This is a genomic window from Pseudomonas lactucae (assembly GCF_036688725.1).
In the GTDB taxonomy this organism is placed as follows: Bacteria; Pseudomonadota; Gammaproteobacteria; order Pseudomonadales; family Pseudomonadaceae; genus Aquipseudomonas; species Aquipseudomonas lactucae.
Window position 1 is genome coordinate 147,391 of the sequence record NZ_JAQQPT010000013.1, and the last position, 12,273, is coordinate 159,663.

The 12,273-nt window shown below is 60.8% G+C and carries 14 protein-coding genes; 1 reads left to right on the top strand and 13 read right to left on the bottom strand.

The window, feature by feature from the left end; translation table 11 throughout:
- Positions 1-32 precede the first annotated feature (32 nt).
- Together map and V6M90_RS16710 are read right to left on the bottom strand one after the other, a co-directional pair.
- Entirely contained in the window at positions 33-794 is a 762-nt protein-coding gene (map, locus tag V6M90_RS16705) for a type I methionyl aminopeptidase (protein ID WP_003173663.1), read from the bottom strand.
- A complete protein-coding gene (locus tag V6M90_RS16710) occupies positions 794-994 on the bottom strand; it encodes a ParD-like family protein (protein ID WP_078733055.1) in 201 nt (66 codons plus the stop codon). Before V6M90_RS16710 ends, map begins: the two co-directional genes overlap by 1 nt.
- Before the next feature lie 381 nt (positions 995-1,375).
- Here V6M90_RS16710 and V6M90_RS16715 point away from each other — a divergent pair, with 381 nt between their 5' ends.
- On the top strand, positions 1,376-1,645 hold the full coding sequence (locus V6M90_RS16715; RefSeq protein WP_042945719.1) for a DUF1652 domain-containing protein: 270 nt from the start codon (positions 1,376-1,378) through the stop codon (positions 1,643-1,645).
- Here V6M90_RS16715 and V6M90_RS16720 read toward each other — a convergent pair.
- The 11 genes from V6M90_RS16720 to V6M90_RS16770 all read right to left on the bottom strand — a co-directional run bounded on the left by V6M90_RS16720 (position 1,642) and on the right by V6M90_RS16770 (position 12,221).
- Positions 1,642-2,040: a hypothetical protein gene (locus V6M90_RS16720; RefSeq protein WP_003173666.1), complete on the bottom strand. Its 399-nt coding sequence runs from the start codon at positions 2,038-2,040 to the stop codon at positions 1,642-1,644. The two genes, V6M90_RS16715 and V6M90_RS16720, sit on opposite strands and share 4 nt — an antisense overlap.
- 77 nt (positions 2,041-2,117) lie before the next feature.
- On the bottom strand, positions 2,118-2,375 hold the full coding sequence (locus V6M90_RS16725) for a DUF2790 domain-containing protein (RefSeq protein WP_042944607.1): 258 nt from the start codon (positions 2,373-2,375) through the stop codon (positions 2,118-2,120).
- Between the two features lie 103 nt (positions 2,376-2,478).
- On the bottom strand, positions 2,479-3,417 hold the full coding sequence (locus tag V6M90_RS16730) for a carbohydrate kinase family protein (protein ID WP_332846800.1): 939 nt from the start codon (positions 3,415-3,417) through the stop codon (positions 2,479-2,481).
- Positions 3,418-3,429: 12 nt separating this feature from the next.
- Complete coding sequence (gene xylB, locus V6M90_RS16735; protein WP_332846801.1) at positions 3,430-4,911, bottom strand: xylulokinase; 1,482 nt, start codon at positions 4,909-4,911, stop codon at positions 3,430-3,432.
- A gap of 19 nt (positions 4,912-4,930) precedes the next feature.
- Positions 4,931-6,406 (bottom strand): mannitol dehydrogenase family protein, encoded by a 1,476-nt coding sequence (locus V6M90_RS16740; protein WP_141063870.1) that lies wholly within the window; start codon positions 6,404-6,406, stop codon positions 4,931-4,933.
- A gap of 18 nt (positions 6,407-6,424) precedes the next feature.
- On the bottom strand, positions 6,425-7,528 hold the full coding sequence (locus tag V6M90_RS16745) for an ABC transporter ATP-binding protein (protein ID WP_003173671.1): 1,104 nt from the start codon (positions 7,526-7,528) through the stop codon (positions 6,425-6,427).
- 23 nt (positions 7,529-7,551) lie between these two features.
- A complete protein-coding gene (locus V6M90_RS16750) occupies positions 7,552-8,382 on the bottom strand; it encodes a carbohydrate ABC transporter permease (RefSeq protein WP_003173672.1) in 831 nt (276 codons plus the stop codon).
- 10 nt (positions 8,383-8,392) lie between these two features.
- A complete protein-coding gene (locus tag V6M90_RS16755) occupies positions 8,393-9,283 on the bottom strand; it encodes a carbohydrate ABC transporter permease (RefSeq protein WP_050784857.1) in 891 nt (296 codons plus the stop codon).
- A gap of 91 nt (positions 9,284-9,374) precedes the next feature.
- Positions 9,375-10,658, bottom strand: coding sequence for an ABC transporter substrate-binding protein (locus V6M90_RS16760; RefSeq protein ID WP_408637318.1), 1,284 nt, complete (start codon positions 10,656-10,658; stop codon positions 9,375-9,377).
- A gap of 240 nt (positions 10,659-10,898) precedes the next feature.
- Entirely contained in the window at positions 10,899-11,147 is a 249-nt protein-coding gene (locus V6M90_RS16765; protein ID WP_003173675.1) for a DUF6124 family protein, read from the bottom strand.
- 168 nt (positions 11,148-11,315) lie between these two features.
- On the bottom strand, positions 11,316-12,221 hold the full coding sequence (locus tag V6M90_RS16770) for an AraC family transcriptional regulator (RefSeq protein ID WP_003173676.1): 906 nt from the start codon (positions 12,219-12,221) through the stop codon (positions 11,316-11,318).
- Between the last annotated feature and the right edge of the window lie 52 nt (positions 12,222-12,273).

Consider the following 12,273-nt stretch of genomic DNA (forward strand, 5'->3'; position numbering starts at 1 on the left):
AACCCGACGCGAGCAAGCTCGCTCACCACAGGTTAATCGCAAGGCTGTTGTTGCAGGGTCAGCACCTCAAACCCATCCGCCGTCACCGCCACGGTATGTTCCCACTGCGCCGACAGGCTGTTGTCCTTGGTCACCACAGTCCAGCCATCCTTGAGGCTGCGTGTTTTGGCGCTGCCTTGGTTGAGCATGGGTTCAATGGTAAACACCATGCCTTCGCGCAGTTCGAGCCCGGTGCCGGGGCGACCGAAGTGCAGGATCTGCGGCTCTTCATGCATCTGCTTGCCGATGCCGTGGCCGCAATATTCGCGCACCACGCTGTAGCCGTTGGCCTGCGCGTGGCTCTGGATCGCATGGCCGATGTCCCCCAGGCGAGCGCCGGGCCTGACCTGGCGGATGCCGGCCCACATCGCTTCAAATGTCATCTCCACCAGGCGCCTGGCTTTGGGGGCGACGGCGCCGATCATGTACATCTTGCTGGCGTCGGCGATGTAGCCGCCTTTTTCCAGGGTGATGTCGATGTTGATGATATCGCCGTCCTTGAGCAGCTCCCTGGCGCTGGGCATGCCGTGGCACACCACTTCGTTGATCGAAGTATTGATGCAGAACGGGTAGTCGTACTGCCCGAGGCTTGCCGGACGGGCTTTCAACTCGTTGCGGATATAGGCTTCGACGGTGGCGTCCAGTTCCAGGGTGGAACGGCCGGCGGCGACAAAACCGTCGAGCATCGTGAACACCTGGGCCAGCAGGCGCCCCGATTCGCGCATGACGGCCAGTTGAGCGGGCGTCTTGATCATCAACTGCGCCCCCGGATCAGGTCGGGCTTATCCAGCAGCAGTCTGTTGATCAGCTCGTTGTAGGGCAGGCTGGGGTTGAGTTCGGCGAGCAGGCCGATCTTGATCCAGAACTCGGCCTGGGCGTTGATGGAGCGATCCATCGCGGCGCTGGCCAGGCGCAATTGTTCGTGCAATTGGTCGGTGATCTTGACGATGCCCATGGGGATTCACTGTGCAGGGTTGATATACGAAGCGTATATGGTTCGTATGGCGCGCGTAAACCCCGGACGGCGGTGAATTTGCGCAGCCAATATCAACCTTGATAGTTTGCGATATGTTGCGAAAAAGTTGTTGCGCTTAGCCCGGGTTAAATTCAAACACAGGATTAAACGTTTAATCGCCGCCGTTCGACGCTTGTTTAACCGTCTCTTTTAAGTTCAAAGTTTAGTTATATAAAAACTGCCGCAGCCTTATGAGGAAAGGTTACAACGCCAGCGGATTTTGCCGAGTACGCTGGTATTTGAAGGTGCCTTCCAAGGCTGGAAAGCGCTTGCATGACCATAACAATCTGTTGGCAGTCTCAAAAAAAGGAGAGGTTGACCATGCTTTCGGAACTAGAGCTACGCAGCATTATTGAAGGAAGTTTCCTGCCCAAACGGTGCGAATGCACCAAAGCCGAAGACGCTTCGCTGACGATCAAAGTCTACGACGACCGCGACCGTGACCGGGTGGATTTGGAAGTCAAAGGTATCAAGGCTGACCAACTCAACAGCAGTCGAGCCATTTGCAACCTGATCACTGGGTTGCGTGAAGACCTTAGACAGAATCAGGCACCCGCCCAGCAAAGAGCGGGAGGCCGTGCCTACTACTAGGCAGACGCCTGAGGGTGAGTCACCGAAGACCTGTGGGCCTGGATGAACGCCAGGCCCAATGCGGTTTCTGTTGCCACGGCCAAGAGGATCCCCGCCCCGGCATTACCCGTGATCCACTCGCTGAATCCGAGCATGGCCAAGACCAGGCAGCCGATCATAAAGCCGGTGCTGATGGCAGACCGGGTGTCACCGGGCGGTGCATGGCGGGCGCGGTAGAGCATGATGCCAATGGCCAGGAACAACGCAGCGTTGCGTCGGGCCACCAGCCCCGTGGCCTGCGCATAGTCGACGCTCCACATCTCCAGCAGCAGTTGGGGGCGTAATCCCCAGATCAGCGCAAGCGCGAAGCAGAGCAGGGCAGTGAAGGTGGCGAGGGGGCGAAAACTCAACGGCATGACGATTCCTTTCGGCCTTAAGACAAGCCTGCGAGAATACGCCTATTCAGGCGGGCTTGCTGTCTGGCGTTCAAGGCTCAATTCTGGAAGCTGCACGCATCGGACAACTTGCGATAGCCCACATCTTCGATTTTCCCGGCCTTGTCCACGAACTTGATATCGGCGTCGATGACCTTGCATTCATCCGTCGATGTTTCGTTCATGGCGATCACATGCTTGATGTTCAGCGGCATGCCGTACTGATACGGCACCGGCTTCTGGTCGTCGGCCTGGGCCAGGCCCGAGGTGGCTGCCAGGGTCAACAGGCCGCCGAACATTAAGGTACGCAGTTTCATGATAGTGCTCCGCAAGTGGGTTCGACTTCACTGTCGACCTGCGGGATTAACCATCGATTAATGTGACCCTGGCTGACAAAACCTTCATGAACCGCCCACGTTTTCAGCCCAACTGCTGACGGTACGGCAAGTCCGGGCCGGTCTTGGTGCAGGTCAGGGCGGCGGCGCGAATAGCGAAGCCGAGCATGGCGTCGATCTGCTCGCGTGTGAGCTGTTGCAGGCCCTGCACCGAATCCAGTTGCTGCTCGGTCAGCCAGGCAATCAACGCGGCCTGGAAGGTATCGCCGGCGCCCACCGTATCGGCCATCACCACCTTGACTGCCGGTTGTGACCACGTGCCATGCTGGCGGCTGAACACACTGGCGCCATCGCCACCACGGGTCAGGAACACCAGTTGGCAACGGTGTTGCAACCAGCCTTGCAGCACGCTTTCGGGCGTCTGGTCGGGGTAGAGCAGGTGCAGGTCTTCGTCGCTGACCTTGATCAGGTCGGCATGCTTGGCCAGCTGTGAGACGCGGTCGCGCCACAGCTGGATGTCCGGTTGCGGGTTGAGGCGCACATTCGGGTCGAGGCTGATCAGGCGCTTGCCGCTTTCGCGCTGGACCAGGGCCAGCAGGGTGTCGCCGATCGGCTGCACCACCAGCGAGAACGAGCCGATATGCACGCCGCGAACGTCATCGCCCAGGCTCGGCAGATGCGCCACCTGCAGTTGCCGGTCGGCGCAGCCTTCGCCGCGAAAGCTGTATTGCGGCGAACCATTGGCGCCCACGGCGACCATCGCCAGGGTGGTCGGCGCCGCGAACTCCACGAGGAACTGTTCGCTTACGCCTTCATCCTTGAGCACCTGCAACAGGCGACGGCCCAGGTAATCGTTGGAAATACCGGCGAAAAACCCCGCTTCGATGCCCAGGCGGCGCAGGCCCACCGCCACGTTGAACGGCGAGCCGCCGGCAATCGCCTTGTAGTTGACCTTGGACGCCAGCCCGCTGGCGTCCTCCTCGCTGAAAAAATCGAACAACGCTTCACCACACACCAGATACATAGTTATTCGCTCTTAAAGGGTTGCCACTTGCTGTTGATAGCGTTCGTAGGCGTGTTGATAGGCACTGACGTTGGCCGCCACCGGCAGTGTTCGGCTGGCCGGGTCGACGCTTACACATTTGTCGCACAGGCTGGCCAGGGATTCGCCGGACTGGCTCCACGCCGCCTGGATCGCCGCGCCCAGGGCGGCGGCTTCGCTTTGTTCGGTGCAGATCACTTCGGTGTTCATGATATCGGCGACCATCTGCCGCCACACCGGGCTTTTCGAGCCACCGCCGATCAGACGGATGTGCTGGCTTTGCAGGCCGGTCTGGCGCAGCAGGTCGAGGCCGTAACGCAGGCCGAAGGTGGTGCCTTCGACCACGGCGCGGCACAGGTTGGCGCGGGTCAGGTTGGTCATGGTCAGGCCGTGCACGCTGCCGGTGGCATGGGGCAGGGCGGGCACGCGTTCACCGTTGAGGAACGGCAGCAGGCTCACGCCGTCGGCCCCAATCGGGGCTTGCTCGACCAGCGCGTTGAAGGCGCCCAGGTCGAGCTCGAACAATTCGCGAATCACGCTGGTGGCGTTGGTCAGGTTCATGGTGCAGATCAACGGCAGCCAGCCGCCGCTGGATGAGCAGAAGGTCGCCACCGACGCCTGGGAGCTGACGTTGGGCTGGTCGGCGAACGCGTAGACCGTGCCCGACGACCCCAGGCTCATGGTTATCACGCCCGGTGAGATATTGCCGGTGCCGATGGCGCCCATCATGTTGTCGCCGCCGCCGCTGGCGACGATGGCCGCCGGGTTGATGCCCAGGCGTTCGGCGATGGCCGGCAGGATCGTGCCCACCGCCTGGTCCGCCTCGATCAGTGGTGGCAAGGCTTTTTCCAGGCGACCGCTCGGGTCGATGTGCTGGAGCAGCGCTACATCCCATTCGCGGCTGCGCACGTTGAAGTAGCCGGTGCCCGACGCATCGCCGTACTCGGCGACGGCGCGGCCGGTGAGCCAGTAGTTGAGGTAGTCGTGGGGCAACAGGATATGGGCGATGCGCGCGAACAGGTCCGGGTGTTGTTCGCGGGTCCAGAGCAGTTTGGACACGGTGTAGCCCGGCGCGATGGCCACGCCCAGCCGTTCCAGCGAACCGCGTTCACCGCCAAGGTGTTGCAGCAGGCGCTCGTTCTCGGGCGTGGTTTCGGTGTCGCACCACAGCTTGGCCGGGCGCAGTACCTGGCCCTGGTCATCGAGCAAAACCAGGCCGTGCTGCTGACCGGAAACGCCGATACCGAGGATGTCCTGGCCATCCACCCCGGCCTGTTGCAGGGCGCGGTGGGTGGCTTCGGTGAAAGCGTCCAGCCACTCCTGAGTGTGCTGCTCGCGGCGGCCATTGGCGCCACTGATCAGAGTATGCGCGGCGGCGCCCAGGCCCAGGACCTTGCCGCTGGAAGCGTCGAGGACGATGGCTTTGGTGCCCTGGGTGCCGCAGTCGATGCCGAGGAATAGGTTTTGCTGGGTCATGAGGGTGTGCTCAGCAGTATTATTTTTTGAGGAGTTGCTTCAGGGTTTCGGTGACGCCGTTATCACGCAAACTCACAAAACACCGCTCGAACGCTGCCACAAACTCAGGCGAGTTGGGAATAGCCGTGCCAAAAATCTCTTCAACCCCGAGCAGCCGTTGGCTGATCAGTGCGTCATCGCTCACCAGCCCCTGGCAGAACTCCGCCCGTGGATCCGGGATTCTGTAGCTCACCCCGTTTTCGTCCACCCCCTTCAGATACAAGGCCCAGGCTGCAACGACAAGCGCCGCGCGCTCGGTCTCACGCCCATCCGCAATCAAGCGATTAATGGTCGGCACGGTGAACTTGGGAAACTTCGACGACCCATCCGAACACACGCGCTCCAACTGATCGGCAATGGCCTGGTTGGAAAAACGCTCCACCAGCGTCTGCTTGTACGCCGTCAGGTCGATGCCGGGCACCGGCGCCAGGTTCGGCGTGACGTCCAGGTCCATGTAGGCACGCATGTAGGCCACGAATACTGGATCGTTCATGGTTTCGTGGACAAACCGATAACCCTTGAGAAACCCCAGGTAGGTCAGCGCCAGGTGGCTGCCGTTGAGCAGGCCGATCTTCATTTCTTCGTAGGGCGTTACGTCATCGGTGAACTGCACGCCGACCTTTTCCCAGGCCGGACGGCCGTTGACGAACTTGTCTTCCAGCACCCACTGCACAAACGGTTCGCACACCACCGGCCAGGCATCGTCGATGCCATGCTGGTCGTGCAGTTGCAGGCGGTGCGCGGTGCTGGTCATCGGCGTGATGCGGTCGACCATGGCATTGGGGAAGCTGACGTTGGCGTCTATCCAGTCATGCAACTGGGTATCGTGCAACGCGGCGAACGCCAGCAAGGCCTTGCGCGTGACGGCGCCGTTGTGCGGCAAGTTATCGCAGGACATCACCGTAAACGCCGGTACCCCGGCGGCGCGGCGCTGGGTGAGGGCGGCGCAGATAAACCCGAATACGGTTTTCGGCGCAGCGGGGTGCGCCAGGTCATGCTGGATCTGCGGCAGGTGGGCCATAAATTCGCCGTTGCTGTCGTCAATGCAATAACCGCCTTCGGTGATGGTCAGCGAGACGATGCGAATCGCAGGGTCCGCCAGCTTATCGATCAGCGCCTGGGCGCCGTCTTCGGCGAGCAGCATGTCACTGATCGAGCCGATCACGCGCACTTCGGTGTCGTCGGTGTCGCCCAGCTCATACAGGGTGAACAGGTAATCCTGGCCGGCCAGGTCATCGCGGGCCTTGCGGTCCTCGGCGCGCAGGCCGACACCGCAGATGCTCCAGTCCAGGCCTTCGCCGGTGTTCATCAAAGCGTCGGTGTAATACGCCTGGTGCGCGCGGTGGAACCCGCCGACGCCGATATGGGCGATGCCTTGGGATGTGTCGGCAAGCGCATAGGTCGGGATGTTTACCTGCGGCGCCAGTTGGGTCAGGTTCTGTTTATTCAGCTTCATAACGGAGTACTCGCGAAATCAGGCGGCGGCGCGCAGTGGGCGGGTCACGGCCACGCCGTCGGTGTCGAACAGATGGCAGTGCGCCGGGTCCAGGTGCAGGTGCAGCGTTTCGCCATATTGGCTGGCCATGTCGCCACGGATTCGCATGGTCAACGGCTCGCCGTTGGCGGTGTTGACGTGGCAGAAGGTGTCGCTGCCCAGGCGCTCGCCGACGTCGGCGGTGACGGTCAGGGTGGTTTGCCCAGGTACGGCGATTTCCAGGTGTTCCGGGCGAATGCCCAGGGTCACGGCGCTGCCCACGCTCAGCGTCGGGCCGCTGAGCGGCAGGCTGATCAAGGTGCCGGCGTCCAGCTGTACCTCGCAATTTTGCGCCTCGACCCGCGTGACCTTGCCCTTGAGGAAGCCCATCTTCGGTGTCCCCAGGAAACCCGCCACAAACAGGTTGGCCGGCTGGTGGTACAGCTCCAGCGGCGAACCGACCTGCTCGATACGGCCGCTGTTGAGCACCACGACTTTGTCGGCCAGGGTCATGGCTTCGACCTGGTCGTGGGTGACGTAGATCATGGTCGCCTGCAGTTCCTTGTGCAGGCGCGCCAGCTCCAGGCGCATCTGCACGCGCAGGGCGGCGTCGAGGTTGGACAGCGGTTCGTCGAACAGGAAAATTTTCGGGTTGCGCACAATCGCCCGGCCAATCGCCACGCGCTGGCGTTGGCCGCCGGAGAGTTGCTTGGGCTTGCGCTCCAGCAACGGGCCCAGCTCGAGGATGCGCGCCGCTTCGTTGACCTTGCTCTCCACCAGTTTCTTGTCGACGCCGGCCAGGTCCAGGGCGAACGACATGTTCTTGCGCACGCTCATGTGCGGGTACAGCGCGTAGGTCTGGAACACCATCGCCAGGTCACGCTTGGCCGGGGTCACTTCGGTGATGTCGCGGCCATCGAGTTCAATGGTGCCGTCGCTGACTTCTTCCAGGCCGGCGATCAGGCGCAGCAGGGTGGATTTACCGCAGCCCGACGGGCCGACGAAGACCACGAATTCCTTGTCGTTCACTTCCAGGTCGATGCCTTTGATGATCGAGAAACCTTCGAAGCCTTTTTGCAGATTCTTGATTTTCAGGTTGGCCATGATGGGCCCTCCGCTGGGAATTATTATTTAACCGCGCCGAAAGACAGCCCACGCACCAGCTGTTTCTGGCTGATCCAGCCGAAGATCAGGATCGGTGCGCAAGCCAGGGTCGAGACGGCGGACAATTTGGCCCAGAACAAGCCTTCGGGGCTGGAGTAAGAGGCGATCAGCGCGGTGAGCGGCGCGGCGGCGGACGAGGTCAGGTTCAACGACCAGAACGCCTCGTTCCAGCACAGGATCAACGACAGCAGCACAGTGGAGGCGAGACCGCCCTTGGCGATCGGCAGCAGCACCCGGACCATTTCCTGCCACAGGGTGGCGCCGTCCAGACGGGCGGCTTCGAGGATGTCCTTGGGGATGTCCTTGAAGTAGGTGTACACCATCCACACCACGATCGGCAGGTTGATCAGGGTGTAGATGATGATTAGCGCAATGCGCGTATCCAGCAGGCCGAAGCTCTTGGCCAGCAGGTAGATCGGCATCAGCACGCCCACCGGCGGCAGCATCTTGGTGGACAGCATCCACAGCAGCGTACCCTTGGTGCGCTGGGTTTCGTAGAACGCCATGGAGTAGGCGGCCGGCACCGAGATCAGCAGGCACAGCGCGGTGGCGCTGAACGAAATCAGCACCGAGTTCCACGCGTAGCTGAAGTAGTTGCTGCGCTCGTTGATGTGCAGGTAGTTCTCCAGCGTCGGCGTGAAGATGAACTGCGGCGGGGTGGCGAACGCGTCGATTTCGGTCTTGAAGCTGGTCAGCACCATCCAGAAGATCGGGAAGAAAATCAGAATCGCGATGGCCCAGGCCAGCGTGCCAAGCAGCAGGCTTTGCAGGCGGCGGGATTGTTGAAGCGTCATGGCGCGGCCCTCAAGGCTTGTCAGTCAGGTTTTTGCCGATCATCCGCACCAGGATGATCGCCGCGATATTGGCGATGACCACGGCAATCAAGCCGCCGGCCGAGGCCATGCCCACGTCGAACTGCACCAGCGCCTGGTTGTAGATCAGGTAGGCCAGGTTGGTCGAGGCGTAGCCGGGGCCACCGTTGGTGGTGGTGAAGATTTCGGCGAACACCGAGAGCAAAAAGATCGTCTCGATCATTACCACCACGGCAATCGGGCGGGCCAGGTGCGGCAACGTCAGGTGCCAGAAAATCGCGATGGCACCGGCACCGTCCAGGCGTGCGGCTTCCTTTTGTTCCTGGTCGAGGGACTGCATGGCGGTCATCAGCAGCAGGATCGCGAACGGCAGCCATTGCCACGACACAATGATGATGATCGACAACAGCGGATAGTGCGCCAGCCAGTCCACCGGCTCGGCGCCGAACAGCTTCCACACGGCGGCGAGAATCCCGGACACCGGGTGGAAAATCAGGTTCTTCCAGATCAGCGCACCGACGGTGGGCATGATGAAGAACGGCGAGATCAGCAACACCCGCACCACGCCGCGGCCGAAGAACTCGCTGGCCTCCAGCAGAGCGCTGATCAACACGCCGAACACCACGCTGATCAGCAGCACACTGCCCACCAGCAACAGCGTATTGGTGGCGCCGGGCAGGAAGCCTGAATCGGTGATGAAGTAGGTGAAGTTCTCCAGCCCCACGAATTGGTTCTCGCCGGGGTAGAGCAGGTTGTAGCGGATCAGTGAAAAGTACAGGGTCATGCCCAGCGGCACGATCATCCAGACCAGCAGCATGGCGACCGAGGGCGTGACGAGGAACCAGCCGGGGTTGGCCAGGCGGTTTTTGCGGGGTGTATTCATGGTGATCAAGACCAGTCGGATACGAATCGGAGCGCGGTCAGTGTGGGTGGAGGCAAGCCCCCTCCCACATTTGACTGTGGTGAGGCCCGGGTTACTTGGGGTAACCGGCCCGCTTCATTTCCCGCTCGGTGGTGGTCTGCGCCGCAGTCAGTGCCGCATCGACCGTCTGCTGACCGGTCAGCGCACCGGAGAAGAACTTGCCGACCTGGGTCCCGATCGCCTGGAATTCAGGAATGGTCACCAACTGGATCCCGATATACGGCACCGGCTTGAGCGTCGGCTTGGTCGGGTCGGCGACTTTCAGCGATTCCAGCGTCACCTTGGCGAACGGCGCGGCTTTCATGTAGTCGTCGCTGTAGGTCGAGGTGCGCGTGCCCGGCGGCACGTTGGCGATACCGTCGGTCTTGGCGACCAGGGCGCCATATTCCTTGGAAGTCGCCCAGGTAGTGAACACCTTGGCGGCGTCCTTGGCCTTGGAACTGGTCGGAATCGCCAGGCTCCAGGAGTACAGCCACGACGTGCCCTTGTCGGTCTTCTCGTGCGGAGCGAAAGTGAAGCCGACGCTATCGGCCACCTTGCTCTGGGACTTGTCGGTGACGAACGAACCGGCGACGCTGGCATCGACCCAGATCGCGCATTTGCCGCTGTTGAACAGCGCCAGGTTTTCGTTGAAACCATTGCTGGACGCACCCGGCGGGCCGGATTTCTTCATGTTGTCGACGTAGAAGTTCAGCGCATCCTTCCACTCGGGGCCGTTGAATTCGGGTTGCCATTTTTCATCGAACCAGCGCGCACCGTAGCCGTTGGCCAGAGTGGTGATCAACGCCATGTTCTCGCCCCAACCGGCTTTGCCGCGCAGGCACAGGCCGTATTGCTCTTTGCTCTTGTCGGTGAGTTTGGCGGCGAATTCGCCGATCTGGCTCCAGGTCGGGTGCTCGGGCATGCTCAGCCCGGCGTTCTTGAACAGATCGGTGCGGTAATAGGTAATCGAGCTTTCGGCGTAGAACGGCAGGGCGTACAACGAACCCTTGACCGACAAACCGTCACGCACCGAAGGGAACACATCGTCGAGGTCGTAGGACGCCGGCAGGTCCTTCATCGGCTCCAGCCAACCCTTGGCGCCCCAGAGTGCGGCTTCGTACATGCCGATGGTCAACACGTCGAACTGTCCGCCCTGGGTGGCGATGTCGGTGGTCAGGCGCTGGCGCAGCACGTTTTCTTCGAGCACCACCCAGTTCAGCTTGATCTCCGGATGCTCGGTCTCGAAGGTTTTCGAGAGCTTTTGCATGCGGATCATGTCGCTGTTGTTGACGGTGGCAATGGTCAGGGTCTGCGCGCCAAAGCTGACGGCGCTGAGGGTCATGCAGGTAGTCATGCAGGTGGAGACAAGCAGTGCTTTAGCTGTGAACTTCATCGCGCACTCCATTTCCGCGCCCAGGGGGCTACAGAAGGACAGTTATTGTTGTTGTGTCTTCCTACAGGGAGTCAGGAAGAGTGTGCGTTGATTACAGCCTTCTAAAGGCGCGATGACAAATCCTTGGGAGCACGATTATTGATACTTTTTTGCACTCAGTGATCGCCCTCAAACGAAGCTTGAGGGCGACCGATGCAGGGTTTAGCGCTCGATATCAGCCAATACGCGTTCAGCCAACAACCTGGATACCTCAATCAACTGTGCAATACCCAGCGCACCTTCTCGTCGCGAGCCGTCGAGTTCAAAGGCGAAATCGCAGGTGAGGGCGTGGGCAGAGGCGAGGGATTCGCTGAGGTTGACCAGCAGGTCTTGGGTGCAGATGCCGTCTTTAACGGTGAATAGCACGCTGGGCGCCGGATCGAGCGAGGGATTTGGGGTGGGTTTAATCATGGTCAAGCTCCGCAGATGTATTAAAGAAGCCGGAGAAATACAGGCCGCGACGCCCGACCGCTGAGTGTGCAGCGGTGTACGGAGACTAGAGATGGAGTGTCCTAGGGGCAACCTCAAAGGCTTGTAAGACGTTTCTGTTTCCCCCGACACCCAGCCGAACGATCAACATCAAGCCAAATTCTGCTCAGTCAACCGCTGCACCGCCAACCGCCGATAGTGGGACGGCGTCATACCCTTAAGCTGCTGAAAACGTCGATTGAAGTTGGAAATGTTGTTGAACCCCGACTCAAAGCACACATCCGTCACAGCCTTGTCGCCATCGGCCAGCAGTTCGCATGACTTGCTGATGCGCAGCCGATTGACGAATTCAATAAAAGTCCGTCCGGTTGCCTGCTTGAACACCCGCGAGAAATACGTCGGCTTCATCCCCAGGTATTCGGCCACTTCTTCCAGCGGCAACTCCCGTGCGTAATGGGCAAAGATGTAGTCCACCGCGCGGTTGGTGCGGTCGATGCTGTGTTCATCGGCTTGCTGTGGCGTGGTCACGCCCGACAGCAGGTGGTAGTCCTCACAGGCACCGAGCACTTCCAGCAGGATGAAGAAGTGCCCCAGCCTCGCCATGCCCTGGGCGTCCTCGATGCGTTGCATCAAATCCATGGCCTGGGCAATGGTCTTTTTGCAGCGAAATTCGATGCCGTACTGCGCACGCTCCAGCAAGGGCGCCAAGCTTTTGAGTTCAGTGAAGATCTGGCTGGCGCCGCTCAGCAGCTCATCGGTGAAATTGACCAGCATGTCGCGCTTGGGCACCACCTCGCCTTCCTCGATCTGGCTGATCCAGTTGTGGGGCAGGTTAGGGCCGGTGAGAAACAGGCTTTCCGGGTAGAAGTTGCCGATGTAGTCGCCGATGAACACCTTGCCCGAACTGGCGACGATCAGGTGCAGCTCGTATTCCTTGTGGAAATGCCAGCGCACCAGCGGGCACGGGAAACCATGCTGGCGATAGATGATGGACAGACCGTTGTGATCGTCCATCAGCTCGTAGGAAGGGTCGGTGATGCGCGTTGCTCGGGTCATGCTGCCGTCGCTTTATTGTGGTTGCTGCACAGGATAATGCCCCCTCGCGCGC

Coding starts and splice junctions, on each gene's coding strand:
- map (WP_003173663.1), bottom strand. CDS start 794: ATGATCAAGACGCCCGCTCAACTGGCCGTCATGCGCGAATCGGGGCGC.
- V6M90_RS16710 (WP_078733055.1), bottom strand. CDS start 994: ATGGGCATCGTCAAGATCACCGACCAATTGCACGAACAATTGCGCCTG.
- V6M90_RS16715 (WP_042945719.1), top strand. CDS start 1,376: ATGCTTTCGGAACTAGAGCTACGCAGCATTATTGAAGGAAGTTTCCTG.
- V6M90_RS16720 (WP_003173666.1), bottom strand. CDS start 2,040: ATGCCGTTGAGTTTTCGCCCCCTCGCCACCTTCACTGCCCTGCTCTGC.
- V6M90_RS16725 (WP_042944607.1), bottom strand. CDS start 2,375: ATGAAACTGCGTACCTTAATGTTCGGCGGCCTGTTGACCCTGGCAGCC.
- V6M90_RS16730 (WP_332846800.1), bottom strand. CDS start 3,417: ATGTATCTGGTGTGTGGTGAAGCGTTGTTCGATTTTTTCAGCGAGGAG.
- xylB (WP_332846801.1), bottom strand. CDS start 4,911: ATGACCCAGCAAAACCTATTCCTCGGCATCGACTGCGGCACCCAGGGC.
- V6M90_RS16740 (WP_141063870.1), bottom strand. CDS start 6,406: ATGAAGCTGAATAAACAGAACCTGACCCAACTGGCGCCGCAGGTAAAC.
- V6M90_RS16745 (WP_003173671.1), bottom strand. CDS start 7,528: ATGGCCAACCTGAAAATCAAGAATCTGCAAAAAGGCTTCGAAGGTTTC.
- V6M90_RS16750 (WP_003173672.1), bottom strand. CDS start 8,382: ATGACGCTTCAACAATCCCGCCGCCTGCAAAGCCTGCTGCTTGGCACG.
- V6M90_RS16755 (WP_050784857.1), bottom strand. CDS start 9,283: ATGAATACACCCCGCAAAAACCGCCTGGCCAACCCCGGCTGGTTCCTC.
- V6M90_RS16760 (WP_408637318.1), bottom strand. CDS start 10,658: ATGACTACCTGCATGACCCTCAGCGCCGTCAGCTTTGGCGCGCAGACC.
- V6M90_RS16765 (WP_003173675.1), bottom strand. CDS start 11,147: ATGATTAAACCCACCCCAAATCCCTCGCTCGATCCGGCGCCCAGCGTG.
- V6M90_RS16770 (WP_003173676.1), bottom strand. CDS start 12,221: ATGACCCGAGCAACGCGCATCACCGACCCTTCCTACGAGCTGATGGAC.